Raw genomic sequence first — 24,752 nt, 5'->3', positions numbered from 1 at the left:
TCTCGCACGCTAAGCGAGCGCTCTGGCGGAGCAAGGAGAACAGCATGAGCAAGTCGATCATCGTCGGTTCCACCCTCGCGGTCTTTGGCCTTGGTGGCCTGGCATTTGGCGCCTGGCAGGTGCAGCAGGCGCCCCAGGGGCCGCAGTTCGCCGATATTACCGCCGTCACGCCGGTCACCGAGACCGTCTCCACGCCGCGAGAGGTCTGCGAGAACGTTCAGGTGACACGCCAGGCGCCGACCCGGGACCCGCACAGCATTCTGGGCAGCGCTGCCGGTGCGGTGGTCGGTGGCCTGGTGGGCAACCAGATCGGCGGTGGCAGCGGCCGCAAGATCGCCACCGTGGCCGGTGCCATCGGCGGTGGCTTCGCCGGACGCGAAGTGCAGCGTCGGGTCGAGGCCGGCCAGACCTATACCACCACCGAACAGCGGTGCCACACCGTCAACGACACCCGTGAAAAGACCCTGGGCTACGACGTGGCCTGGGAGTATGACGGCGTGCGTCAGGTGGCGCGTCTGGAGCAGGCCCCCGACGGCGAGCGTGTGCTGATCGAGCAGGGTCAGCCCCAGTGGGACGTGGTCCGGGGTACCCCCGACAAGTCCTGAGAGAGCCCTGATAGAGCCCTTATAGAGTCCTGACGGGAACCTGGTTCCGGTCTTCAGCCTTCGCGTAAACACCCAGCCCGCGCCAACCGGTATCTTTCGATGCTGGCTGGCGGGGGCTGTTGTCGTCGCTGTAGTTGTGAACCTGAACGTGAACGTGAACGTGAACGTGGGCGAGGGCAGGGGCGCTGGTCCCGGGCGCCCTACAGATCGCTGTTGGTCTTGTTGACCACCTTGCCGAGGGCGTCGATGGGCTTGCTGGAGGGGTACTTGTAGGAGGCGAAGCGCACCGCCAGCACGGACAGGGCCAGCAGGAAGATGCCGCCGCACAGGTACAAGAGACCGGCGTCGGGCTTGGGGTGGTGGGAAATGTCACCGATCAGGTAGCGGGTCAGGGCGGTGATGGCGACGTACAACAGGAAGCGAATCGGCAGGTGATTGGTCTTGAAGTAGATGCCCACCATGGCGCCCAGCTCAAGATAGATGAACAGCAGCAGGATGTCGTCGACGCTGGCGTGGCCACTGGTCAGCATGTCGAGGAAGGCGACCACCGAGGCCCAGGCGATCATCCCGCCGATGACGAAGAGTCCCAGGTAGTGAAAGCCTTCCACGAGCAGGTTGCCGATGGTATCGGCGTGATGGTGCATCTTGTCACGGCTGGTGCGAGCCCATTTCACAGGCGATTCCTCATCGGTGTGGTGGCGTCTTTCACGCTAGCCCGGCGTGGTAGGCGTGACAAGCCGATACTCCGTTGGTTCAGGGCGGTTTGTTGACGCAGTCACGCGGATTGCGCCGCTTTTCGCCGGCATACTGAAACGCCGCCGTATCGACAAGGAGCCGGTCGATGGTGACGACGCTGCCCCAGGCCTTCTTTCGCAACTTTATCGGTCCCTCGCCGGACTGGTACAAGACCGCCATCCTGATCTGCCTGCTGATCAATCCCCTGGTCTATGCCTGGTCTGGGGGATTCGTTGCGGGATGGCTGTTGCTGGTCGAATTCATCTTCACCCTGACCATGGCGCTGAAGTGCTATCCGCTGCAGCCTGGTGGGCTGCTGGCACTGGAAGCGGTGGCCATCGGCATGACCGGCCCCGACAGTGTGATGCACGAGGTGGCGCTCAACCTGGACGTCCTGCTGTTGCTGGTGTTCATGGTGGCGGGCATCACCTTCATGAAGCAGCTGTTGCTCAAGGCGTTCACACGCCTGCTGATCGGCGTCACGTCCAAGCGTCTGCTGTCGCTGTGCTTCTGCGTGACGACGGCAGCGCTCTCCGCCTTTCTGGACGCCTTGACGGTGATCGCGGTGGTGATCAGCGTGACGGTGGGTTTCTACGCCATCTATCATCGGGTGGCGTCGATGAAGGGGCAGCACGACGATCATGACCACAGCGATGATAGCGGGCTCCCCGAGGTCAGCCACCAGGACCTGATCGACTATCGTCGCTTTCTGCGCTCGTTGCTGCTCCACGCCGCCATGGGGACCGCGCTTGGCGGTGTCACGACCATGGTCGGTGAGCCCCAGAACCTGATTATCGCCGAGCAGGCTGGCTGGGGCTTTGGCGAATTTGTGCTGCGCATGGCGCCTGTCACTCTGCCGGTGCTGGTGGCAGGCCTTGCCACCTGCCTGCTGGTGGAAAGCCTGCGCTGCTTCGGTTACGGCCAGCGTCTACCGGCCAAGGTACGCGCCATCCTGGTCGAGCACGATCGCCAGGAGCGGGCAGGCCAGTCGCTGATCGAGGTGGCCAGGCTATGGGTGCAGGCGGCGGTGCTGGTCTGGCTGGTGGTGGCACTGGCTCGCCACGAGGCGTCGGTGGGGCTGATCGGGCTTGCCGTCATTGTGTTGGCAAGCGCCTTTCTCGGCGTCACCGAGGAGCACGCCCTTGGCAAGGCCTTCGAGGAAGCCTTGCCCTTCACCGCCTTGCTGGTGGTGTTCTTCGCGGTGGTGGCGGTGATCATCGAGCAGGATCTGTTTGCACCGGTGATCGAGCTGGTGCTGTCACGCCAAGGCAGTGAGCAGCTGGGCCTGGTGTACGTGACCAATGGTCTGCTGTCGATGGTCTCGGACAACGTCTTCGTCGGCACCGTCTACATCAGCGAAATCCACTCGGCCTTAAGCGCTGCGCGCATCGGCGCCGAGCAGTTCGACCTGCTGGCCGTGGCGGTGGCCTGCGGCACCAACCTGCCGTCGGTGGCGATGCCCAATGGCCAGGCTGCCTTCCTGTTTCTGCTGACCTCGGCGGTGGCACCGCTGATTCGCCTTTCCTACGGCCGCATGGTGTGGATGGCCGCACCCTATACCCTAGCACTCAGCCTGGTGGGGTTTGTGTGCGTACGCTACGTGCTGGTGCCTGCCAATCAGGCGATGCAGGCCATGGGGTGGCTGTAGCGTTGGTGTGCTCGCAGATCTAGGGCTTGTCTGAAAAGTGCCTGCGCTCGGTAATACGGCGTTAAAAATCGGATCAAAATGCTCATTTACACCCCGTAAACTGCGCTTTCTCACCGATTTTTGCCTTGTCTAACCTTCGCTCGTCGACTTTTCGGACAGCGCCTAGGTTGCGTCAAGCCTGGCGCAGGTCTCCTTGAAGGACCTTCTTCTCCGCCACCAGCGGTGCGCTCTTCTGATCGAAGGCATGAAAGTGGTCGGTGTCCAGATGCCATCTGAAGGCGTCTTCGTCGCGGTAGAGCTCGTAGAGGACGAAGGTGTTCTCGTTCCGTAGTCGAACCACATCGAAGCGCTGGCAGTGACGTTCCTTTTCCAGGCTATCCGAGGCTTGGCGCAGCAGTAGTGCCTCGAGGCGATCGGCACACCCTTGCTGCGGGGTAAAACGGACAATGACGGCGTGCACGCTGAATGTCTCCTGACTGGGGTGGATGAGGGCGGTGACTGATGAGAGTGGGGTGGATGCGCGTTGGTGTCGGCTGCTCGGTGCCGACACCCGTCTCCTTGTCGATGTGACGCTACTGAGGGTCGTCGGCGCCATGCGCTGGCTTGTCAGCTAGCGCACGCCCTCTGAATTTCTTCCACAGGCGGCTGCGATAGCGCTTCCAGGCCGGGATCTGAGACGCGATGGTCAGCACGATCACGGCGATCAGCAGTAGCGACACCGGTCGTTCGAAGAATCCCAGCAGGCTGCCCTCGGACACCATCAGGGCGCGGCGAAGGTTTTCATCCGCCATCGGGCCCAGAATGACGCCGATGACCAACGGCGAAATCGGATAGTCCATCTCTCCCAGGACGTAGGCGGCGATGCCGATCGGCACCATCAGGTAGAGATTCAGCAGGCTGAGGCCCAGCGCGTAGGACCCGATAACCGACAGCACCGCGACAATCGGCAGAAAGATCGACGAGGGTACCCGCAGCACCTTGATGACGTGCTTGGCCAGAAACATGCCGTTGATCCACATGGCCAGGGAGGCGAGGGCGATGATGGCGGTGAGCTCGACCAGGAAGTTGGGCTGGGTGATGGCGATCATCGGACCCGGGTTCAGGCCGTGCAGCATCAACGCGCCAAGCAGCATCACCGCCGGCGGGCTACCTGGAATGCCGAGGGTCGTCAGAGGAATGAGCGCACCACCAATACAGGCATTGTTGGCCGTTTCCGACGAGACCAGGCCGGCAGGTTCGCCCTTGCCGAAGCGTTCAGGGTGGGCAGAGGAGTTCTGGGCGGTGCCGTAGGACACCCAGCCGGCGATATCCTCGCCGACGCCGGGGACGGCACCGATACCCACGCCGATGAACGCCGAGCGGATGACGTGGCGCAGATTGCGGAAGACCGCACGGAATTCGGGCAGCACGCGCTTGACGGGCTGGGGACTGCCGAGGGCTACCCTGTCGCGCAGGGTGCGAATGATCTGCGGGATCGCAAAGGCGCCGATCAACACCGGAACGACCTCGATGCCACCGTCCAGCTCCGGCAGGCCGAAGGTGAACCTGGGGAAGAACTGAAGCTGGTCGCGACCGATCGTCGATAGCGCAAGGCCCAGCAGTCCGGCGATCCATCCCTTGTAGACCAGGTCCTTGCTCGTCAGGGTGCCGCTGATGATGATGCCGAAGAGCGCCAGAAGAAAGAATTCATAGGACGTGAACTGCAGTGCAGCCTCGGAGATCAGCGGTGCCAGGGCGATCAGCGCGACCATGCCGATCAGGGTGCCGATAAAGGACGCGGTGGTGGTCATGCCGAGCGCCTTGCCGCCTTCCCCCCGTTGGGCCATGGGGTAGCCGTCCATGGCGGTGGCGGCGCCTGCCGCGGTGCCGGGGATATTGATGAGAATGGCCGGGTAGGACCCACCGTAGACCGCCCCTACGTACATGGCGATCAGCGAGATCAGTGCCGTCTGAAGGTCCATCGAATAGGTCAGCGTGGTCAGCAGGGCGACCCCGAGCGTCGCGGTCAGGCCGGGAAGCGCCCCGAAGATGATACCCAGGAAGCTCGACCCCAGCAGTAGCGCCACCATCGCGGGGTTGGTAAGGATCTGCCAGATGGCGTGCGCGAATACCGAAAGCTGCGCGATAAAGTCCATGCGAGTGTCTCCTTAACCTTGGGCCGTCAGCTGGCTTACGAGGGCTTGCATGGTGTCTATCACCAGACCTTCCACCGGGAGTGGTACCAGCAGGAAGAAACGGAAGATCGGTACCAGCACCAGGGGAACGCCAATGCTGACCAGCACGACGGTGCGCAGTTTCCTGCATTCGCTAGGCGCATGGCGCAGCAACCACCAGGCGATGGTGGCGACTGTCAGAAGCGTGGCGATAGCTACCAGATCCAGGGCGTACTGCTGAGATGTTGGCCGATGGCTCAGTAGTGTAATGAGCACGCAAGCGATGACGGCGCCGACCAGTGTCAGGGGAATGAGAGCCACCTTTTCGATATAGAAAGGTGTGATGAAGAGAAAGAGGAAGAGGGCGCTGGCCAGTGCAAAATCGACGCTGGGAACGAACGAGTAAACGTACAGACCGATAAAGGCCATGATCACGGCCACACGACAGGAAGCAGATGCTGGAAAGGACGCCTTCGATCGGCCCTTCGAGGCGCTCTCTCTACGTCTGGCGCCGCCATCGAGGATGGCGCGTCGCAGCAACAGCAGCGACACCAACCCCAGGGTGACGGCGATCGACAGGGGGAACAGCGCGGGGGAAACGTACCAGGCGTTGGTGACACCGCCGTAGCTGTCGGTCATGGGGAAGGTGAGGGATTTTGCGAGCATGGCGAATGCCAGCAGCAGCAGTGCCAGGCTCGTGAAGAAATCGCGGCGTCGCCGCTGGATGAGTTCGTCGTTCCCCGAGAAAGCGGCGCCTGCCTGATTCTCGGGTTCAGGGAGCTGTTTGCTGTCAACCATGATGTGTCCAGTGAACCTGATGTTCTACGAGGTATTGACGTGGCCCGGAAAATGCCCGGAGGCAACGATTGCCTCCGGGCCTTCGGTTATCGGGAACGAAGAAGTCGAGATCAGGGCCTTGGAATATTCAATTCCTCCGGATTGATGGAAGCAGACTCCAGGTCATACAGCGTCCATGAGAAGAGGGACTCGAGCCGAGAGAATTCCTCCGAGGCTTCTTCTCCCGTCTTGCCGGACAACTGGAAGTAGTTGTCCTCTGCCCACTGTTTTACCGCGTCGGTTTCCAGTGCCTGCTCGAACGCCTGTTCAAGGGTCTCCTTGACCTCCTCCGGGGCATCGTCGCGGACGGCAAAACCGATGGTCTGTCGAATAGGCAGATATTCCTTCAACTGCGGATAGCTGTCGAAGGCAGAGGGGATTTCACCGGTTCCCTCGATGTCGACCGGGCTATCGGTCAACACCGCCAGGGGCCGAAGTCGATTGGCCGCAATCAGTTGCTGCTGCTCGGCAAGAGAGGTGATGACCACGCTGACTTCACCCGTGATGGCGGCGTTCTGGCCCGGCGCGGAACCCGGGTAGGGAATGAAGTTGAGATCTGCCCCCGTGCCTTTCTCGAAGGCGAGCAGATTGAGGTGATGAACGGAGCCCGAGCCCCCCGCGGCTGCCTTGATGGTGACGTCGCCGCTGGAGGCCGCCTCCACCAGTTCTTCCAGGGTGGTATAGGACGAATTGCTGCCCACGGAGATCAGGTCCGGCGATCCCCCGATGATGAAGGGGTACCAGCTGTCGAAGGTATTTTCCCAGCCGCCCTGGACCGCCGCGGCGACATTGGATTCGGACAGACCTGCCAACGTATAGCCGTCGGCAGGCTGGTTGCTGACATGGCTCATGCCGATGGAGCCGGCGACACCGCCCGGTTTGTTGACCACGTTGATGCGCCTTGGAAGGAAGGCATTCATTTCTGCACTGACGACCCGGTTTGCGACATCGGTGCCGCCGCCGGCCGACCACACGACCACATTGGTGATGTCGCGTTCGGGGTAGTCCGCGGCGGCTGCGTGAAAGGAGAGACCCATGAGCAGGGCGATTGCTGGCGTGACATGACGTTTCATTTGGCTTCCTCGTCGCTTGTTGTTGTGCCGGTCGCCCGGGTGGCTGACGCGGTCTGGTCTTGACCGGCTTTGTGCATGTGTTAATGTATACGTTAACGAGTTGGTCGTCAAACGCTGGTGAAAGGGCCACGGAAACAGTCCCTCGGAACATCGAAATCCCGGAACAACAAGAAGACTGACCAACGCAAGAACAGAACAACGAGACCCAGGAACAACATGATCGAACTCGAAGCGCTGGACTATAGCGGTGGCGACTTGAGTCGGCCCGAATGCGTGCTGACACATTCGAGTGGCCTGCTGATGACCGCAGACTGGACCGACAGCGGTGGCGTGGCGATCTTCCGCCATGCAGATCGCGCGCCGGCCCTTCGCATCCTGTCGAACCAGCAGGGCTTCCAGCTTCGTCCCAACGGTATTGCTCTGGAAGACGACGGCGGTGTGATCGCGACCCATCTGGGCGAAGACCAGGGGGGCGTCTTTCGGCTGCACGTCGACGGCGCCCTGGAGCCATTGGTGACCGAGATCGACGGTGTCGCCCTGCCTCCCACCAACTTCGTTCATCGAGACGGCGCCGGTCGCCTCTGGATCACCGTCAGTACCCGTCAGCAGCCCCGCGCCAAGGGATACAGCGCGGCGGTGGCCGACGGTTTTATTGCTCTGGCCAACGCCGATGGCAGTGACGCCAGAATCGTCGCCGATGGCCTGGGTTACACCAACGAGTGCGCCCTGCACCCCGATGGCCGGTGGCTCTACGTCAATGAAACCTTTGCCCGCCGGCTGAGCCGTTTTTCCGTGGAGGAAAAGGGACGACTCGGCGAGCGCCAGACCGTCTGTGAGTTCGGCCCTGGCACCTTCCCCGATGGTGTGACCTTCGATGTCGAAGGCGGGGCCTGGATCACCAGTATCGTCAGCAATCGGGTCATCCGGGTCTCGCCGACCGGGGAGCAGAGTGTCGTGCTGGAAGACAGCGACGAGGCCTATCTCAAGCAAGTGGAGGAGGCGTTTGACGCCGGTCGGATGGGTCGCCCTCACCTGGATGGCGTCGTCAGTCGTCGACTCGGTCACGTATCGAGCCTGGCATTTGGCGGCAGCGACCTCGATCGGGCTTACCTTGGCTGCCTGCTGGGGGACCGCCTTGCCTCGTTTCAGGCGCCAGTGCGCGGCGTGGCGCCGATACATTGGCGTGCTCCCTTGACCCGATTGCGTTCGGCACTCGCCGGCGCCGATGCCTGACTTCTTCAAGTAACAACCAACAATAGCGAGAGGCTGTCAAATGACCAACAAGACCCACTTTTCCATCGCTGTCTTTCCCGGTGACGGCATTGGCCAGGAAATCATGAAGCCGTGCGTCACGCTGCTGGAGGCAGCCATGGCGCGGGTCGGGGGCGTATCGGCGAGCTTCGAGGAGCTGCCTGCCGGTGCCGCCCACTTCAGGGATACAGGGGAGTCGCTTCCCGAGGCCTCGTTGAAGCGTGCCGATGAAGCCGATGCGATCCTGCTGGGTGCCATGGGGCTGCCGGACGTTCGCTATCCGGATGGCACCGAGATCTCGCCACAGATCGACTTCCGCTTCCGTTTCGGCCTGTACGCCGGGGTCAGGCCGGTGCGCACCATCGCCGGGCTTCAGCCGATGCTCAATAACCCCAGCGCCCACGAACTCGACTTCGTGATCGTGCGGGAATCCACCGAGGGCCTGTTTGCGTCTCACGGCAGGGGCGAGATCAAGGGAGACGAGGAAGCGCGCGATACCCTGGTCATCACCCGGGATGTGAGTCAGCGACTGTTCGACTTCACCCTGGCGCTGGGCCAAAGCCGCCAGGCCCAGGGGGGGAAGGGCAGGGTGACCTGTGTCGACAAGGCCAATGTGTTCAAGTCCTTTGCCTTCTTCCGCAAGATCTTCGACGAGCGGGCCGAGGCGCATCCGCAGCTCGACTGCGACCACATGTACGTGGACGCGGCGGCGCTCAACATGGTCACCAGGCCCTGGGATCTCGACGTGATGGTCACCGAGAACATGTTCGGCGACATACTGTCCGACCTGGGCGCCGGTCTGATCGGTGGCATGGGTTACGCGCCTTCCGCGGACATCGGCGATGATCACGCGGTCTTTCAGCCATGCCATGGCAGTGCGCCGGATATCGCTGGCAAGGGCCTCGCCAATCCAACGGCCATGGTGCTGTCCGGTGTGATGATGCTGGAGTGGCTGGGAGAGAAGCACGACTGTGAGCCGGCGCTGAAGGCAGGCAAGTTGCTGCGAGAAGCCGTGGACGCTGCCTTTGCCACTGGCACCCTGGTGACCTGCGAGCTGGGCGGGGATGCCGGTACGACCGCGGTGTTCGAGGCAGTCATGGCCCAGTTGGTCGAGCTTCCGATCCAGTAGCTTTTGATGGTTGGGTGGTGCGCCGCTCACAATGGCAGGTCGCAGGAGGTAGGTTGTTGATGGAAAAGCTAAGGGTCGCAGCGGTTGGCGCCGGATACTTCAGCCAGTTTCAATATGACGCCTGGTCACGCATCTCCGAGGTTCAGGTGGTGGGCGTGTGTGATCAAGACACCTCACGTGCTCGGGAGGTGGCCAAGCGTCATGGGGGCTGGGAGGTCTACTCGGATGTCCTGGCGATGCTGGAGGAAGCGCGCGCCGACGTGCTGGATATCATCACGCCGCCCTCTTCACACCTGGCCTTGATCCGCCTGGCGGCGGAGCGCGGGGTGAACGTGATCTGCCAGAAGCCGTTCTGCAAAAGCCTGGAGGAGGCGCGCCAAGCCGCCGCCCTGGCCGAGCAAGCCGGGATTGAGCTGATCGTTCATGAAAACGTCCGGTTTCAGCCCTGGTACGAGGAGCTCCAGCGGCAGATCGCCGCGGGCAGGCTGGGACAGATCTATCAGGCGACGTTTCGGCTGCGCCCGGGAGATGGACAGGGGCCGGAGGCCTATCTGGAGAGGCAGCCGTACTTTCAGAAGATGGAGCGGTTTCTGATCCACGAGACCGGGATACATTGGATCGACACTTTTCGCTATCTCTTCGGCGAGGTGTCCGCTGTCTATGCCGAACTGAGGCGCCTCAACCCTGCTATCGCCGGTGAGGATGCGGGGCATGTCATCATGGAGTGTGCCGGTGGGGTTCGCGCCGTTCTGGATGGCAACCGCCTGTCCGATCATTGCGCCGAAAACCGGCGGCTGACCATGGGCGAAATGACCATCGAAGGAAGCGAGGGTGTGCTGGTGCTGAGAGGCGATGGCACCCTGGGTTACAGAAGGCACGGGGAGAATCTGTGGCAGGATATCGACTATGAGTGGGTGGATCACGGTTTTGGCGGGGACTGCGTGTATCGGTTCAGCCGCCATGTGGTGGACGGCCTGATGGGGCGGTCGAGGTTGGCAAATACCGCGTCTGACTATCTCGCCAACATGAACATCGAAGAGGCTGTCTACACCTCTGCCAGAGAAGGCAGGCGGCTTCGTGTGTCCAGTGACGTCTGTGGAAGCTGAGGATTTGCAGCGATGAACTCAAGAGACACGTCTTCTCGATCCGTGCCGGCGAGCAGGGGCGAGGGGCCTCCGGGGGACAAGCTGTCGCTGCCGGAAAAGGCGTACTACGAGATAAAGCGTCGGATACTCGACAACGAGTTTTCCTCGGGATCCTTCCGCCTCGAGAAGGAGTTGGCGGAACTGCTCGACATGAGCCGGACGCCCGTGCGAGAGGCAATGATTCGGCTGGCCAATGAAGGGCTGGTGGAAATCAGGCCGCGCCACGGTATGCGAGTGTTGCCGGTGTCGGCCGAGGATATGGTCGAGATATACGATGTGTTGACGGCGCTCGAGACCCAGGCGGTCGAGTTGCTGGCACGACGTGGATTGTCCGACGAAGAGCTCGGCCAGTTGATGGATGCGGTGGATGAAATGGACGATGCCCTGGCCGATGACGACCTGACCCGGTGGGCAGCGGCGGACGAGCGATTCCATCTGCTGCTGGTGGAGTTGTGCGGCAATCGCCGCATCGCCACTATCGTCAACACCTATTGGGATCAGTCCCACCGTGTGCGCATGTTGACCCTGGGACTACGGCCACGGCCGACGTCATCGAACAACGACCATCGGGCCGTTGTCCAGGCCATTCAGAATGGTGACGTCATCGCCGCCAGGGACCATCACCGGGAGCACCGGGTAAATAGCGGCAGGATGCTGGTGGAGCTACTCGACAAGTACGGTCTTTCTTCGATCTAGGCGTGTGTCGCGATACGAAAACCGGGAGCGCATTGCGCTCCCGGTTTCGTTACACCAGCGCGTAGCCCAGCGCCACGAAGCCGAGGCTGGTGACGGTTGCCCCGATCAGGGTGTAGGGCAGCTGGGTCAGGGCGTGCTGCATCGGCAGGACGCCGCTGCCCTGAGATGACAGTACCGAGGAGTCCGAGAAGAAGCAGGCGTGGCTGCCGAAGCTCGAGGCGGACAGCAGGGCGCCCACCACCAGTGGCATCGACACCTCCATATGGGCGGCCATCGGGATCACGATGGGGATCGAGATCACGAACACGCCCCAGGACGATCCGGTGGCGAACACCACCACCGCCATGGACACGAAGACGATGGCCGGCAGCAGCGCCGGGGTGATGTAGGGCGCCAGGGCGTCGATCATGAACTGGGTCATGCCGAGCTGGTCGTTGACCTCCTTGAGCACGAAGCCAACGGCGACGATGGCCAGCGGCAGCATCATGGTGCGAAAGCCGTCCATGATCGAGTCCATCAGGCTCGAGAAGGTGGACAGGCGCTGCACCAGAAACAGCACGATGGTGAACAGGGTGGCGGCGATGACGCCCTTGAGCAGGTCGATCTCGAAGTAGGCGCTGGCGCCGATCAGCACCGCCATCGGGGCGACGAAGTTGAACAGGCCAAGCCAGGGGTTGCCACGCGGGGTGTCGTCGCCAAGCGGCTCATCCGGGGCGCCGTCGGGAATCGTCTGGCCGGCGCGGGCGCGGGCCTCGGCGGCCTTCATCGGGCCAAGGTCCGGCACGATGCTCATGGCCACCAGAAAGACCAGGCCCATGGCGACCCAGCCATACAGCATGTAGGGAATCGACTGGATGTACAGCCACATGCCGGGGCCATCGGTGGCGCCGTTGGTTTCCAGCAGTTCGGCAAAGTACACCGCCCAGGTCGAGATCGGCACCAGTACGCAGATTGGGGCGGCGGTGGAGTCGACGATATAGGCAAGCTTTTCCCGCGATACGCCGAAACGGTCGGTCAACCGCTTCATCGCCGCCGAGGTCGCCAGCGCATTGAGGTAGTCGTCGATGAAGATCAACAGTCCCAGTACCGCAGTGCACAGCAGTGACTGACGGCGGGTCTTGACCAGGCGACTCATGAAGTGGCTGAAGCTCAGGGTGCAGCCGGACTTCTCGAGCATGGCGATAAAGCCACCCATCAGGCCGCATACCAGGATCAGCCAGGCGATGGTCTCGTTCATCATGACCGACAGCGAGACGTCGGCCAGGGCACCGATATAGTCGCTCGGCTCGATCAGGATAAGCCCGGACAGCGCGCCGATGGCCAGGGCCTCCAGGGTCCTGTGGGTGGCAATCGCCACCACCAGCACGATCAGCGAAGGCACCAGGCTGATCCAGCCGAAGGGGGTGCCGGCTTCGTGGTGGAAGGTCAGGCCGGCCACCAGGGCAATAAGTCCTGCGACCATGGCAAAGGTGCGACCCTTGCCCTTCTGGCTGGGCTTGCCGGGGGCGAAGGGATGGGTGGACGGTGCGTTGGTCTGGGTCATGGCGTCACCTCCAGTGCGAGGCCTGGATCGATGACAAGGGGCGTTGTGGTTGTCATGAGGGAGGTACCCGTGATTGCTGTGAGTTATATCGGGTTGTTGAGGTCTTGCGTTCGTGCCGGGCGAGCGCACAGGGCGTCCCTGCCCGGTACGGGAGTCCGGGGCGATAGCGTTGTGATTTCCCGCGCTCAGACGTGGCGCAGGTACCAGTCGTACTCCAGGCGACTGACGCTTTGCATGGCCAGTTCGCGCTCGGCGCGACGGTTGGCCAGAAACACCTTGAGAAACGCCTGGCCGAAGGCTTCTCCGAGCGGTTCGCTGTGCTCCAGCAGGTCGAGGGCCTTTGACCAGCTGTTGGTCAGGGTGGGCTCGTACTGGCGGTAGGCGTTACCAGTGACGGACTCCCCCGGCGAGACAGCGGTATCCAGACCGTGACAGACCGAGGCCAGCAGGGTGGCCAGCAGCAGATAGGGGTTGGCATCGGCTCCGGCTACTCGATGTTCTACCCGGCGGGCGGCGTTGGCTCCAGAGGGGATCCGCAGTGCCACCGAGCGGTTATCGTAGCCCCAGGTCGGCGTCATCGGCACATAGAGGCCGGGCTGAAAACGTCGGAAGGAGTTCAGATTGGGCGCGAACAGCGCCATCGAAGCAGGCATCAGCTCCATCAGGCCACCGATGGCATGACGCAAGGCAGGGGTCCCCAGCGGGTCGCCATCGCTGTCGGCGAAGACATTGTCGCCGCTTTCGTCGATCAGGCTCATGTGGACGTGCATGCCGTTGCCGGCCTCGCCGCCGTAGAGCTTGGCCATGAAGGTGGCCTCGAAGCCGTGGCGCAGTGCCACGCCCTTGATCAGGCGCTTGAGCAGCACCGCGCTGTCGCAGGCCTTCATCACGTCATCGCCGTGGATCAGGTTGATCTCGAACTGCCCTGGGGCGCACTCCTTGAGCGCGGTGTCCAGCGGCAGTTGCTGTAGCTGGGCGGCGGCGTGCACCTCCTCGAGGAAGTCGGCGTACTCGTCGAGTTCGTTGATCGAATATAGCTGGCTATCGCTCGCCCGCTCGCCGCTGGCCGGGGAACGGCAGGGCCGGGCCATACCCATCTCGTCGCGTTGGCGATCGACCAGATAGAATTCGAGCTCCAGCGCGACCACCGCCTTGAGGCCGCGCTCGGCCAGTCGCTCGACCTGGCGCGCCAGCACGTTGCGGGGATCGGCGAAGAAGGGGCCGTCCTGGTCGTCGCGCATGTTCATCAGCAGTTGCGCCTGGCGTCCCTTGCGCTGCCAGGGCGTGACCATCAGGGTGCCGGGAATGGGACGGCAGACCTGATCGCGATCGCCGATGTCGAGTCCCAGCCCGGTTTCCTCGACGGTATTGCCGGTGATGTCGAGGGCGAACACCGAGCCGGGGAGCTGGATGCCGCTTGCGTAGGCCTTTTCGAGGTTGTCGCGGGGGATGCGCTTGCCGCGCAGCACGCCGTTCATGTCGCTGATCAGCAGGTCTACGCTGTCGACCTCGGGATGTCGGGCCAGAAAGTCGCGAGCTTCGTCGACGCTGGGGGTGCCCATGCTGTCACCTTTTGTTGGTTCGTTGTGATGTGGCTAGTGTTTCGCTGACCGGGCCATGGTGTCAAATTATTTACGCGTAGAGGTGAGGGGCATGTCGAGGAGTCGGGCGGTCTTTAGTTTTATAAAAGTCAATAAAAACAGATTGTTGTTAGTCTTTCTGTCAAGATTTTCCGCGTCGGGCTTGGCAAGAAAATCCGACCAAGGTATGTTGAGGAAACCATAACAACGGATAGAGCTGCGAGGAGTTCGATGAACAATCGTCCGCTGGTTGGCGTCATCGCCTGCCGTCGAGAGGTCGAGGGTCACCCGGCCCACATGGTGACCGACAAGTATCTGCGCGCCCTGCGTGACTACGGTCTTGAACCGATCATGCTGCCGGTGTGGCAAGGGCAGGGCCAGGAAGATGCCCGGGCGCTGCTGGCGCGCCTCGATGGACTGGTGCTGACCGGCAGCTACACCAACGTACTGCCCGAGCGCTACGGTGCTGAACGCGAACCGGAGAATACCCGGGACGACGTGGATCGCGACGCCGCCGCCATGAGCTGGGTGCCGCTGGCGCTGGAGCAGCAATTGCCGCTCCTGGGCATCTGCCGGGGATTTCAGGAGCTCAACGTGGCCTTCGGCGGCAGCCTGCACCAGGCGGTGCAGCGGGTGCCGGGGCGGCTGGATCACCGCGAGCCGGAGGGTGAAAAGGCCGAGCAGTATGCGCCGGTACACGACCTCGAGATTCAGCCCGGCGGCCGTCTGGCCGCGCTTTACCCCGAGGCCAGTGCGCGGGTCAACTCGCTGCACCAGCAGGGTGTCGATCGACTTGGTGAGGGGCTGCGCGTCGAGGCGCTGGCGCCGGACGGGCTGGTGGAGGCCATCTCGGTGGCTGACGCGCCGGGGTTCACCCTGGCGGTACAGTGGCATCCGGAGTGGGAGCCCCAGTCCCATCCGCTATATGACGCCATCTTCAAGGGCTTTGCTGCTGCCTGTGCGACGCACTAGGGCTTGTCTGAAAAGTGCCTGCACTCGGTAATACGGCGTTAAAAATCGGATCAAAATGCTCATTTACACCCCGTAAACTGCGCTTTCTCACCGATTTTTGCCTTGTCTAACCTTCGCTCGTCGACTATTCGGACAGCGCCTAATGTCCTGGGCGTCGGCGTCGGCGTCGTGCCGAGTTGGTCAATGACGTCAGCCAGGCGGTGTGTTTGACGCTGAGTTCTGCCTGCTTCGATGAATACTGTGCCGACTTACCACTGTCGGTGGGGAAAAGCTGTCCGCTGCCTCGACAGGCATAGAGATCCTTCTATGCTCAAACGGTGAGGATCGCCCCTGATGCTCGCAGTTGGATGCCCCCTCTCAAGGAATCGAAGGAGAAGACCATGGTGATCAAGCGTTCGTCTTTCATGCTGGTGCTTGCGGGTTCGCTGCTGTCTCTGGGCGCGGCGACGGCCCTGGCGGAGTCTAGTGCCCAGGATGAGCATCGCCAGGAAATGGAAGAGCAGGCGGCCACTTCTCAGCCCGGTGAAGGCATGATGGATCAGACCAACGAGGCCTTGCTGGAAGGGTCCGCCGCGGCTACCGAGAAGCGTCAGGAAATGCTCGAGGGCACTTCGGACCCGGGCAATGCCGAGGGCAAGATGGATGGCTACAACGCCGAACTGCTCGAAGGCAGTGCGGCCGCCACCGAAAAACGTCAGGAGATGATGAAAGAGCAGGAGTAAGCCTGCGACGGGGTCATCGACCCAGGCCTCCTGGCGACCTATCGCTTAGCAGATGACAGCGGTGCCGTAGTCACAGGGTCACCACGTCGTGCTGGCACCCTTTCGCAACGTCGTCACAACACTTGAAGTCGTCACAACACCTGAAGTCGTCCCAACGAAAGCGCCGCCCCAGGAGGGCGGCGCTGTCGTTGTGAGGTAGAGGTAGTGGAAGTCGTCACGCTGGACGGAGCGGGCGCTGGCTCGCCAGCGCCCGAAGGCGCTCAGGCGCTCAGGCGCTGGCGTCGCTGGCCGTCGCTACCTTCGTTGCCGCGGTCGCGCGCTGGCCCAGGGTGAACAGCACCGCGGTCAGGGTGGCGACGCCTCCCGCCAGGCCCAGCCACCAGGGCAGGCCGAAACCGGTGCCGAGTGCGCCGAACAGCAGCGCCACGATGCCGACCAGCATGGCGTAGGGAAGCTGCGTCCTGACGTGGTCGATCAGATCACAGCCGCTGGCCATGGCCGCAAGCAGGGTGGTCTCGGCCAGCGGCGAGCAATGATCGCCCCACACCGCGCCGGCCAGCACTCCCGCCACCGAGGCGTACAGCAGCGGCATGCCTTCGGCGGTGCCGGCCATGCCATTGTGCTCGAGTACGGCCCAGGCCAGCGGTACCACCAGCGGCATCATGATGCCCATGACACCCCATGACGAACCGGTGGCGAAGGCGGTGAAGCCGGCCAGGCCGAAGATCACCGCCGGCATCCACTGCGGTGACAGGCTATCGCCCAGCACCGTGACCAGAAAGTCACTGGTGTGCAGGTCCTCGTTCACGCTCGCCAGTGCCCAGGCCATCATCAGGATGGTGATCGGCAGCAGCATCGACTTGACGCCTTCGAACCAGTAGTGGGCGGTTTCGGTCATGCTCATCAGTCGCTGCGCCTGGGTCATGATCACCGCCGTCACGCAGGCCGCCAGCGAACCCCACATCATGGCGCTGAAGGAGTCGCCCTCGCCGAAGATGTCGCGCAGCTGATGGTCACCGCCGCCGAGGGCAGCGAGACCGGTGGCGTAGATCCCGCCCAGGGTGATCGCCACCAGCACGATCATCGGTATCACCGCGTTCAGCGCCCGGGTCGGAATGCCTTCCTTGGTGGGGATGTCGGCTTCCTCGACGATGGCTTCCCGGCTGCTCATTGCCTGGCGGGCGCCGGGCTCGGACAGTGCCTTGCGCTCGGCGGTGAGCATGGGGCCGAAGTCACGACCGCTCCAGGCCACCAGGAAGACGAAGGCGAGCGCCAGGATCGGATAGGCGTTGTAGGGAATGGCGTTAACGAACACCGAGTAGGCGGACTCGTTCCAGTCTTCTATGGCATCCATCGCCTCGCTGATCAGCCCGACCTGAAAGCCGATCCAGGTGGTCACCAGCATGATCGCGGACACCGGTGCGGCGGTACTGTCCACCAGGTAGGCCAGCTTGGCTCGCGAGATCCTCACGCGGTCGGTGATATGGCGCATGGTGTTGCCGACGATCAGGGCATTGGCGTAGTCGTCGAAGAAGATGGCCAGACCCAAAAGCGCGGTGGAATTCTGCGCCTGGCGTCGTCCACGGATCACTCGCGCGATGCGCTCGGCGATGCCGCGGGTGCCGCCGTTGCGCGAGATGATGCCGACCATGCCGCCGATCAGCAGGCAAAACAGCACGATCGACATATGGTCGCTGTCGCTGGCGGCGGACAGCACGTGGACGTTGACCGAGTCACCGAAGGCGCCGAGCAGGGCGCCGGCGTTCATGCCGTGAAGCACCCAGCCGCCGAGCAACAGCCCGGCAAACAGCGCCAGGATGACCTGGCGGAAGGCCAGCGCCAGGGTGATGGCGGTCAGGGCAGGCAGCAGCGAGAGCCAGGCGGGAACAGGGTCGAGTTCGAGGGTGGCGGCGGGGGTGTTGGCGGCGTCGTAAAGCGACAGGGTGCGTGGGCCGTCGGTGACGGTCAGGCTGAGCGTCGCGACCCCGTCGGCGTCGACCTCGAGCGGATGGCGGCGAGTGCCGTCGTCGATGTGCCAGGGGCGGTCGGGATCAAGCCCGCTGGCCTGGACGTCGGTCGCGACCCCTTCGAGCAGGATGTCCGGGCCGCTCAGCTGGGGTGCTGCCTGGACGGTGGAAAGGCTCGACGCTAGCAGCAAGAGCGACAGCAAGAGCAAAGGCACGCATCGGGTTTTTCGCCGGCCCGTCGGCGAAGGACATGGTGGTTTCATGGTGGCCCCGGTTGTTGTTGGAAGGTGTGGAGAGCGCCGTTTGGCGTCAATGAAAGTTGGTCGTTTGGCCATTGGTTGTCAATTTTTTTTGTGGTTAAAAATAAAAAATATCGACATTGTACGATGGTCGTAGACTATTAATCAGTGACTTATGGTTTTTTTCTAAGGAAATGCTGCGCTGGGCTTGGCTTTCATGAGAAGGGTGGTTATGTTGAGTAAACCATAACAAAGCAACTCACCAATATCGGGAGACTTGGCCATGACCTCGCCAGGCGCCGCACGGCTCAAAGAGCTCGATCGCGAACACCATCTGCACCCCTTCACCGACTTCAAGGCGCTCGGGGAGGAAGGCAGTCGTATCATCGTTGACGCCGAGGGGGTCTACATCCAGGACGCGGATGGGCATCGCATCCTCGATGGCATGGCGGGGCTCTGGTGCGTCAACCTCGGCTATGGGCGTCAGGAGCTGGTGGACGCCGCCAGCGAGCAGCTCACCCAGCTGCCGTACTACAACAATTTCTTCAAGACCACCCACCCACCGGCGGTGGAGCTTGCCGAGACCCTGTGTCGACTGGCACCGGCGCACATGAACCGGGTGTTCTTCACCGGTTCCGGCTCCGAGGCCAACGACACCGTGCTGCGGATGGTGCGTCGCTACTGGGCGCTCAAGGACCAGCCAGACAAGCAGTGGATCATCGGTCGCGAAAACGGCTATCACGGCTCCACCGTGGCCGGCATGAGTCTGGGCGGCATGGCGCCGATGCATGAACAGGGTGGTCCCTGTGTGCCGGGTATCACCCACATCCGTCAGCCTTACTGGTTCGGCGAAGGGCGTGATCAGACCCCGGAGGACTTCGGTCGTGCCTGCGCCGAGGCGCTGGAGGCGCGTATCCAGGAGCTGGGGTCCGACAAGGTCGCGGCCTTTATCGCCGAGCCGGTACAGGGTGCCGGCGGCGCCATCATTCCCCCGGACAGCTACTGGCCGGCGATCAAGGAGGTGCTCGAGCGCCACCAGATCCTGCTGGTGGTCGACGAGGTGATCTGTGGTTTCGGCCGTCTGGGCGAGTGGTTCGGCAGCGTCCACTACGACCTCAAGCCCGACCTGATGCCGATCGCCAAGGGGCTGTCCTCCGGCTACCTGCCGATCGGTGGGGTACTGGTCGGTGATCGTGTCGCCGACACGCTGATCGACGAGGGCGGCGAGTTCTACCACGGCTTCACCTACTCGGGGCATCCGGTGTGCGCCGCGGTAGCGCTCAAGAACCTTGAGTTGATGCAGGCCGAAGGCGTGGTCGAGCGGGTGCGTGATGATCTGGGGCCTTACCTGGCGACGCGCTGGAAGTCCCTGGAGTCCCACCCGCTGATCGGCGAGGCGCGCTCGCTGGGTCTGATCGGCGCCCTGGAGATCGTCGCTGACAAGGACAGCGGCAAGCGCTTCGACAAGTCGCTGGCGGTGGGCAACCTGTGTCGCGATATCTGCTTCGAGACAGGCCTGGTGATGCGCTCGGTGGGAGACACCATGGTCATTTCACCGCCCCTGGTGATCAGCCACGATGAAATCGACGAACTGGTGCGTCTGGCCCGGGAGGCGCTGGACGAGACGCTGCGCCGGCTGACTGCCCAGGGCGTCGAGATCACCGCCGCCGAGGAGGCTGATGCATGAGTCGTCCCCTCGACAAGGCTGGCTGGCAGGCCCTGGCCGACACCCTGACGGCGCGGCTGGAAACCCGCGCCTATATCGATGATCGCTTCGTCGACGCCGCCAGCGGCGAGACCTTCGAGACCATCAACCCCGCCACGGGGGAAGTGCTGGCGCGGGTCGCAAGCTGTGACCAGGCCGATGCCGAGTTGGCGGTTGCCCGCGCCCGGCGCGCCTTTGATGGTGGAGAATGGTCGCGCCTGGCGCCGACCCGGCGCAAGCGGGTGCTGCTGCGGCTGGCCGAGCTGATGGAGGCCCACCGCGACGAACTGGCACTGCTCGACACTCTGGACATGGGCAAGCCGATCACCAGCGCGCTGGGAGACATGGCCGGCGCCATCGGCGCGATGCGTCACCAGGCCGAATCCATCGACAAGCTCTACGGCGAGGTCGCGCCCACCGGCGAAGAGGCGCTCGCGCTGGTGCTGCGCGAGCCGATCGGGGTGGTGGCGTCCATCGTGCCCTGGAACTTCCCGATGATGATGACCGCCTGGAAGATCGCACCGGCCCTGGCCGCCGGCAACAGCGTCATCCTCAAACCGTCGGAGAAGTCGCCACTGTCGGCGCTGCGGCTGGCTGCCCTGGCCCAGGAGGCCGGCCTGCCACGCGGCGTGCTGCAGGTGTTGCCGGGCTATGGTCACACCGTGGGCAAGGCGCTGGCGCTGTCGATGGACGTCGACTGCCTGGCCTTCACCGGCTCCACCGCGGTCGGCAAGCAGCTGATGCAGTACGCCGGTCAGTCGAACCTCAAGCGGGTCTATCTGGAGTGCGGTGGCAAGAGCCCCAATCTGGTGTTCGCCGACTGCAGGAATCTCGCGCAGGTGGCGCACCACGCCGCCGAGGCGATCTTCCATAACCAGGGGGAGGTGTGTATCGCCGGTTCGCGGCTGCTGGTCGAGAACAGTGTGCGCGAGGCCTTCATCGAGCACCTGCTGGCGGCGGCCGAGTCGATGCAGCCGGGGGATCCGCTGGACCCGTCGAGCTTTATGGGAGCGATTGTCGATGCGACCCAGCACCGTCGCATCCTCGACTTCATTCGCCAGGGGCAGGAAGAAGGCGGACGGCTGCGTGCCGGCGGCGCGGCGCTCGACGGGCCGGGGCTGTTCATCCAGCCGACGGTGTTCGACGGTGTCACCGAGGACATGACGATCGGGCGTGAAGAGATCTTTGGCCCGGTGCTGTCGGTGTTCGGCTTCGACAGCGAAGAGCAGGCCATCGCCCTGGCCAACGACTCGGTTTATGGGCTGGCCGCCGGGGTGTGGAGTCAGGACGTCGACCGCATCATGCGGGTCAGTCGTCGTCTGCAGTCGGGCCAGGTATTCGTCAACAACTGGGCCGGTGGGGATCAGAGCGTGCCCTTCGGCGGGGTCAAGCAGTCCGGCAATGGCCGCGACAAGTCGCACCACTCGCTGGCCGAATACACCGAACTCAAGAGCGTCTGGATCGCCTTGAACTAGACTCCCGGTCCGATGTCATCAACGCGCACTGATGGGAGATGACTCCCTGATTGGCCACGCCTTGCGTGGCCTTTTTTGTGGTTTTCGGGACGGGCAGTGCCTTTGAGCCGACGCCACGGTATTCGCCGCTCGCTAGAAGGCTCGCGCCGGGGTGGTGCAGCTGACCAGCCGGCAGGCACTGGGTAGGCGCCGGGGTTGCGGAGACCTTGCCTTGAGGGCGCCTTTGAGCCGACGCCACGGTATTCGCCGCTAGAAGGCTCGCGCTGGGGTGGTGCAGCTGACCAGCCGACAGAGGGTCTCGCTGGGGTTGCGAAAGCGGTGGGGCACGTTGGTGTCGAAGTAGTACGCCTCGCCGGCACCCAGCACCCGGGTCTCGGCACCGATGGTGATCTCGATCTCGCCCTCGAGCACCACCCCGGCTTCCTCGCCCTGGTGGGTGATCATCTCGCGGCCGGTATCGGTACCCGGGGGGTAGGTCTCGATCAGAAACGACAGGGCACGTGACTCGCGGTTGGCGCCCACCAGCTTGAACACCACGTCGCCGCTGCCCATGTCGGTCAGTTCGTCGGCGCTGTAGAACACCTGGTTCTTGCTCTCCAGATCCATGGTGAAGAAGTCGCCGACGCTCATCGGGATGGCGTCGAGGATCTTTTTCAGCGAGCTGACCGAGGGGCTGACCTTGCCCTGTTCGATCAGCGACAGGCTGGAATGGGTCACTCCGCAGCGCTTGGCCAGCTCGCGCTGGGAGATGTTGCGCAGGTTTCGCAGGGCCCTCAGGCGGGTACCGACATCGTCCGACATCGCGGGTTCCTTGGGTAAAGCCAGTGGAAGCCGGCGATGGCGCTGCCATCGCCGGTGGTCGCCGTAGCGCCCATCAGCACAGGGCGTCGAGCTTTTCCTTGAGCAGGGCGTTGACCTGCTGGGGGTTGGCGGTGCCGCGTGAGGCCTTCATCACCTGGCCGACGAAGTAGCCGATCATCTTGCCGCGCTTGTCGGGCTCGGCGTCACGGTACTGGGCCACCTGGGCCGGGCTGTCGCTGATCACCTGGTCGACCATGGCCTCGATGGCGCCGGTGTCGGTGACCTGCTTCAGGCCTTTGGCCTCGATGATGGCGTCGGCGCTGTCGCCTTCGCCGTTCCACAGCGCCTGGAACACCTGCTTGGCGGCCTTGCCGTTGATGGTCGAGTCGATCACTCGCTTGACCAGGCCGCCGAGCTGCTCGGCGCTGACCGGGCTGTCGGAGATGTCCAGTCCGTCACGGTTGAGCGCGCCGGATAGCTCGCCCTGGACCCAGTTGGCGGCCTGCTTGGCGTCGCCACAGATGTCCTTGACCTGCTCGAAGTACTCGGCCATCTCGCGGCTGGCCGACAGCACCCCGGCGTCGTAGGCGGACAGTCCCAGCTCGCTCTGGAAGCGCGCGCGCTTCTCGGCGGGCAGCTCGGGAAGACTCTCGCGCAGGTGCTCGACGTAGGCGCAGTCGAGCACCACCGGCAGCAGGTCGGGGCAGGGGAAGTAGCGGTAGTCGTTGGCTTCTTCCTTGGTCCGCATGCTGCGGGTCTCGTCGGCCTCGGGGTCGTAAAGGCGGGTTTCCTGCACCACCTTGCCGCCGTCCTCGATCAGCTCGATCTGACGCTCGACCTCGTAGGCGATGGCGCGCTCGACGAAGCGGAAGGAGTTGACGTTCTTGATCTCGGCGCGGGTGCCGAATTCCTGCTGTCCCTTGGGTCTGACCGAGACGTTGACGTCACAGCGCATCGAGCCTTCGGCCATGTTGCCGTCGGAGATGCCAAGGTAGGTGACGATGGAGTGGATCGCCTTGAGGTAGGCCGCCGCCTCCTTGGCCGAGCGCATGTCCGGCTCGGAGACGATCTCCAGCAGCGGCGTGCCGGCCCGGTTCAGGTCGATGCCGGTCATGCCGTGGAAGTCTTCGTGCAGCGACTTGCCGGCGTCTTCCTCGAGGTGGGCGTGGTGCACCCGGATGATCTTGTTCTCGCCGTCCTCCAGGCAGATTTCCACTTCGCCGGCGCCGACGATGGGATGGTACATCTGGCTGGTCTGGTAGCCCTTGGGCAGGTCGGCGTAGAAGTAGTTCTTGCGATCGAACACCGATACCTCGGGGATCTCGGCATGGATGCCGAGGCCGAATTTCAACGCCATCGCCACCGCCTGCTCGTTGAGCACGGGCAGCACGCCGGGCAGGCCCAGATCAACGGCGTTGGCCTGGGTGTTGGGCTCGGCACCGAAGGCGGTGGAGGAGCCGGAAAAGATCTTGGAGCGGGTCGCGAGCTGGACGTGCACCTCGAGACCAATGACGGTTTCCCACTGCATCAGGAGTTCTCCTCGGTCATCTCGGGACGCTTCAAATGCCAGTCGGTGGCCTGCTGGAACTGGTGAGCCACGTTGAGCAGACGGGTCTCGGCGAAGTGGGTGCCGAGGATCTGCAGGCCCACCGGGCGCTTGCCGGCAAAGCCTGCCGGAACGCTGATGCCGGGGATGCCCGCCAGGTTGACGGCGATGGTGTAGATATCCTGCAGGTACATCGAGACCGGGTCCTTCTGGGCGCCCAGGTCGAAGGCCGGGGTCGGCGCGGCAGGGCCCATCAGCACATCGACCTCTTCGAAGGCGTCGAGGAAGTCCTGTCGAATCAGTCGGCGAACCTGCTGGGCCTTCTTGTAGTAGGCGTCGAAGAAGCCTTCGGACAGGGTGTGGGTGCCGATCAGGATGCGTCGCTTGACCTCCTCGCCGAAGCCCTCCGCGCGGGAGCGCTTGTACAGATCGATGAGGTCCTCGGGGCTGTCGCAGCGATGGCCGAAGCGCACGCCGTCGTAGCGCGACAGGTTGGAGGAGGCCTCCGCCGGCGCGATCACGTAGTAGGCCGGGATGGCGTAGGCGGTGTGTGGCAGGCTGACCTCGCGCACGCTGGCGCCGAGCGACTCGTAGACCTTGATCGCTTCGCCGATGGCCTGGTTGACGCCGGCATCGAGGCCGTCGCCGAAGTATTCCTTGGGCAGGCCGATCTTGAGGCCGGACAGCGGCGCGCTGAGCTCCTCGGTGTAGTCGGGAACGCCGCGGGCCACGCTGGTGGAGTCGCGCACGTCGTGGCCGGCGATGACGTTGAGCAGGTGGGCGCAGTCTTCGGCGCTGCGGGCCATGGGGCCGCCCTGATCGAGGCTCGAGGCGTAGGCGATCATGCCGTAGCGCGAGACCCGGCCATAGGTCGGCTTGAGCCCGGTGATGCCGCAGAAGGCTGCCGGCTGGCGGATCGAGCCGCCGGTA

21 protein-coding genes are annotated in these 24,752 nt (G+C 63.5%); 10 read left to right on the top strand and 11 right to left on the bottom strand.

The genetic code is table 11. From position 1 onward, the window contains the following. Positions 1-44: 44 nt before the first annotated feature. Positions 45-605: a glycine zipper 2TM domain-containing protein gene (locus tag NH448_RS18775; protein ID WP_253029229.1), complete on the top strand. Its 561-nt coding sequence runs from the start codon at positions 45-47 to the stop codon at positions 603-605. A 200-nt stretch (positions 606-805) separates the two neighbouring features. On the opposite strand, the gene NH448_RS18770 is transcribed toward NH448_RS18775, so the two are convergent. Next, entirely contained in the window at positions 806-1,279 is a 474-nt protein-coding gene (locus tag NH448_RS18770; RefSeq protein ID WP_197037120.1) for a phosphate-starvation-inducible PsiE family protein, read from the bottom strand. A 167-nt stretch (positions 1,280-1,446) separates the two neighbouring features. Here NH448_RS18770 and nhaB point away from each other — a divergent pair, with 167 nt between their 5' ends. Continuing rightward, the gene (gene nhaB / locus NH448_RS18765; RefSeq protein WP_213227274.1) at positions 1,447-2,988 is read left to right on the top strand and encodes a sodium/proton antiporter NhaB; all 1,542 of its coding nucleotides are present in this window, start codon (positions 1,447-1,449) and stop codon (positions 2,986-2,988) included. 172 nt (positions 2,989-3,160) lie between these two features. Here the strand turns inward: nhaB and NH448_RS18760 are convergent, their stop codons facing one another. From NH448_RS18760 to NH448_RS18745, 4 genes are all read right to left on the bottom strand, one after another. Next, complete coding sequence (locus tag NH448_RS18760) at positions 3,161-3,448, bottom strand: putative quinol monooxygenase (RefSeq protein WP_185696405.1); 288 nt, start codon at positions 3,446-3,448, stop codon at positions 3,161-3,163. A gap of 112 nt (positions 3,449-3,560) precedes the next feature. Continuing rightward, on the bottom strand, positions 3,561-5,123 hold the full coding sequence (locus NH448_RS18755) for a tripartite tricarboxylate transporter permease (RefSeq protein ID WP_124803794.1): 1,563 nt from the start codon (positions 5,121-5,123) through the stop codon (positions 3,561-3,563). A gap of 12 nt (positions 5,124-5,135) precedes the next feature. Beyond that, positions 5,136-5,939: a tripartite tricarboxylate transporter TctB family protein gene (locus NH448_RS18750; RefSeq protein ID WP_124803792.1), complete on the bottom strand. Its 804-nt coding sequence runs from the start codon at positions 5,937-5,939 to the stop codon at positions 5,136-5,138. A 110-nt stretch (positions 5,940-6,049) separates the two neighbouring features. Further along, the gene (locus tag NH448_RS18745) at positions 6,050-7,051 is read right to left on the bottom strand and encodes a tripartite tricarboxylate transporter substrate binding protein (RefSeq protein WP_124803790.1); all 1,002 of its coding nucleotides are present in this window, start codon (positions 7,049-7,051) and stop codon (positions 6,050-6,052) included. Positions 7,052-7,267: 216 nt separating this feature from the next. Here NH448_RS18745 and NH448_RS18740 point away from each other — a divergent pair, with 216 nt between their 5' ends. From NH448_RS18740 to NH448_RS18725, 4 genes are read left to right on the top strand one after another with little or no spacing between them, the layout of a single operon-like run. Then, on the top strand, positions 7,268-8,284 hold the full coding sequence (locus NH448_RS18740) for an SMP-30/gluconolactonase/LRE family protein (protein WP_045994497.1): 1,017 nt from the start codon (positions 7,268-7,270) through the stop codon (positions 8,282-8,284). A 40-nt stretch (positions 8,285-8,324) separates the two neighbouring features. After that, positions 8,325-9,431 carry an isocitrate/isopropylmalate dehydrogenase family protein gene (locus NH448_RS18735; protein ID WP_108448970.1) on the top strand — a complete coding sequence of 369 codons (1,107 nt, stop codon included), beginning with the start codon at positions 8,325-8,327 and terminating at the stop codon, positions 9,429-9,431. Between the two features lie 59 nt (positions 9,432-9,490). Beyond that, positions 9,491-10,537 (top strand): Gfo/Idh/MocA family oxidoreductase, encoded by a 1,047-nt coding sequence (locus NH448_RS18730; RefSeq protein ID WP_124804219.1) that lies wholly within the window; start codon positions 9,491-9,493, stop codon positions 10,535-10,537. 12 nt (positions 10,538-10,549) lie between these two features. Further along, positions 10,550-11,272, top strand: a complete 723-nt coding sequence (locus NH448_RS18725; RefSeq protein ID WP_124803788.1) for a GntR family transcriptional regulator — start codon at positions 10,550-10,552, stop codon at positions 11,270-11,272. 49 nt (positions 11,273-11,321) lie between these two features. Here NH448_RS18725 and NH448_RS18720 read toward each other — a convergent pair whose 3' ends face one another. Both NH448_RS18720 and NH448_RS18715 read right to left on the bottom strand, forming a co-directional pair. Beyond that, the gene (locus NH448_RS18720) at positions 11,322-12,815 is read right to left on the bottom strand and encodes a Na+/H+ antiporter NhaC family protein (protein ID WP_253029228.1); all 1,494 of its coding nucleotides are present in this window, start codon (positions 12,813-12,815) and stop codon (positions 11,322-11,324) included. 185 nt (positions 12,816-13,000) lie between these two features. After that, positions 13,001-14,377 (bottom strand): glutamine synthetase family protein, encoded by a 1,377-nt coding sequence (locus NH448_RS18715; protein WP_045995225.1) that lies wholly within the window; start codon positions 14,375-14,377, stop codon positions 13,001-13,003. Between the two features lie 249 nt (positions 14,378-14,626). Here NH448_RS18715 and NH448_RS18710 point away from each other — a divergent pair, with 249 nt between their 5' ends. Both NH448_RS18710 and NH448_RS18705 read left to right on the top strand, forming a co-directional pair. Then, positions 14,627-15,367: a gamma-glutamyl-gamma-aminobutyrate hydrolase family protein gene (locus tag NH448_RS18710; protein ID WP_045995226.1), complete on the top strand. Its 741-nt coding sequence runs from the start codon at positions 14,627-14,629 to the stop codon at positions 15,365-15,367. A 380-nt stretch (positions 15,368-15,747) separates the two neighbouring features. Further along, positions 15,748-16,089 carry a hypothetical protein gene (locus tag NH448_RS18705; protein ID WP_045993044.1) on the top strand — a complete coding sequence of 114 codons (342 nt, stop codon included), beginning with the start codon at positions 15,748-15,750 and terminating at the stop codon, positions 16,087-16,089. 268 nt (positions 16,090-16,357) lie between these two features. Here the strand turns inward: NH448_RS18705 and NH448_RS18700 are convergent, their stop codons facing one another. Then, complete coding sequence (locus NH448_RS18700) at positions 16,358-18,271, bottom strand: Na+/H+ antiporter NhaC family protein (protein ID WP_205254674.1); 1,914 nt, start codon at positions 18,269-18,271, stop codon at positions 16,358-16,360. 307 nt (positions 18,272-18,578) lie between these two features. On the opposite strand from NH448_RS18700, the gene NH448_RS18695 reads away from it, so the two are divergent. Together NH448_RS18695 and NH448_RS18690 are read left to right on the top strand one after the other, a co-directional pair. Continuing rightward, complete coding sequence (locus NH448_RS18695; RefSeq protein ID WP_045993046.1) at positions 18,579-19,982, top strand: aspartate aminotransferase family protein; 1,404 nt, start codon at positions 18,579-18,581, stop codon at positions 19,980-19,982. Further along, positions 19,979-21,475 (top strand): aldehyde dehydrogenase, encoded by a 1,497-nt coding sequence (locus NH448_RS18690; protein WP_045993047.1) that lies wholly within the window; start codon positions 19,979-19,981, stop codon positions 21,473-21,475. The genes NH448_RS18695 and NH448_RS18690 overlap by 4 nt, the downstream gene beginning before the upstream one ends. A gap of 249 nt (positions 21,476-21,724) precedes the next feature. Here NH448_RS18690 and NH448_RS18685 read toward each other — a convergent pair whose 3' ends face one another. From NH448_RS18685 to NH448_RS18675, 3 genes are all read right to left on the bottom strand, one after another. Beyond that, positions 21,725-22,276, bottom strand: coding sequence for a cupin domain-containing protein (locus tag NH448_RS18685; RefSeq protein WP_045993048.1), 552 nt, complete (start codon positions 22,274-22,276; stop codon positions 21,725-21,727). A gap of 73 nt (positions 22,277-22,349) precedes the next feature. Further along, positions 22,350-23,804, bottom strand: a complete 1,455-nt coding sequence (gene gatB, locus NH448_RS18680; RefSeq protein ID WP_045993049.1) for an Asp-tRNA(Asn)/Glu-tRNA(Gln) amidotransferase subunit GatB — start codon at positions 23,802-23,804, stop codon at positions 22,350-22,352. After that, positions 23,804-24,752 (bottom strand): amidase family protein (locus NH448_RS18675; protein ID WP_253029227.1); only part of this gene is annotated, 949 nt, incomplete at its 5' end. The genes NH448_RS18675 and gatB, both read right to left, overlap by 1 nt.

The sequence above is a fragment of the Halomonas sp. OfavH-34-E genome (assembly GCF_024124525.1).
Taxonomy (GTDB): Bacteria; Pseudomonadota; Gammaproteobacteria; order Pseudomonadales; family Halomonadaceae; genus Halomonas; species Halomonas litopenaei.
This window is presented reverse-complemented; position numbering and strand designations above follow the sequence as displayed.

Coding starts and splice junctions, on each gene's coding strand:
- NH448_RS18725 (WP_124803788.1), top strand. CDS start 10,550: ATGAACTCAAGAGACACGTCTTCTCGATCCGTGCCGGCGAGCAGGGGC.
- NH448_RS18685 (WP_045993048.1), bottom strand. CDS start 22,276: ATGTCGGACGATGTCGGTACCCGCCTGAGGGCCCTGCGAAACCTGCGC.
- NH448_RS18710 (WP_045995226.1), top strand. CDS start 14,627: ATGAACAATCGTCCGCTGGTTGGCGTCATCGCCTGCCGTCGAGAGGTC.
- NH448_RS18740 (WP_045994497.1), top strand. CDS start 7,268: ATGATCGAACTCGAAGCGCTGGACTATAGCGGTGGCGACTTGAGTCGG.
- NH448_RS18745 (WP_124803790.1), bottom strand. CDS start 7,051: ATGAAACGTCATGTCACGCCAGCAATCGCCCTGCTCATGGGTCTCTCC.
- NH448_RS18775 (WP_253029229.1), top strand. CDS start 45: ATGAGCAAGTCGATCATCGTCGGTTCCACCCTCGCGGTCTTTGGCCTT.
- NH448_RS18730 (WP_124804219.1), top strand. CDS start 9,491: ATGGAAAAGCTAAGGGTCGCAGCGGTTGGCGCCGGATACTTCAGCCAG.
- nhaB (WP_213227274.1), top strand. CDS start 1,447: ATGGTGACGACGCTGCCCCAGGCCTTCTTTCGCAACTTTATCGGTCCC.
- NH448_RS18755 (WP_124803794.1), bottom strand. CDS start 5,123: ATGGACTTTATCGCGCAGCTTTCGGTATTCGCGCACGCCATCTGGCAG.
- NH448_RS18705 (WP_045993044.1), top strand. CDS start 15,748: ATGGTGATCAAGCGTTCGTCTTTCATGCTGGTGCTTGCGGGTTCGCTG.
- NH448_RS18715 (WP_045995225.1), bottom strand. CDS start 14,377: ATGGGCACCCCCAGCGTCGACGAAGCTCGCGACTTTCTGGCCCGACAT.
- gatB (WP_045993049.1), bottom strand. CDS start 23,804: ATGCAGTGGGAAACCGTCATTGGTCTCGAGGTGCACGTCCAGCTCGCG.
- NH448_RS18695 (WP_045993046.1), top strand. CDS start 18,579: ATGACCTCGCCAGGCGCCGCACGGCTCAAAGAGCTCGATCGCGAACAC.
- NH448_RS18750 (WP_124803792.1), bottom strand. CDS start 5,939: ATGGTTGACAGCAAACAGCTCCCTGAACCCGAGAATCAGGCAGGCGCC.
- NH448_RS18735 (WP_108448970.1), top strand. CDS start 8,325: ATGACCAACAAGACCCACTTTTCCATCGCTGTCTTTCCCGGTGACGGC.
- NH448_RS18690 (WP_045993047.1), top strand. CDS start 19,979: ATGAGTCGTCCCCTCGACAAGGCTGGCTGGCAGGCCCTGGCCGACACC.
- NH448_RS18720 (WP_253029228.1), bottom strand. CDS start 12,815: ATGACCCAGACCAACGCACCGTCCACCCATCCCTTCGCCCCCGGCAAG.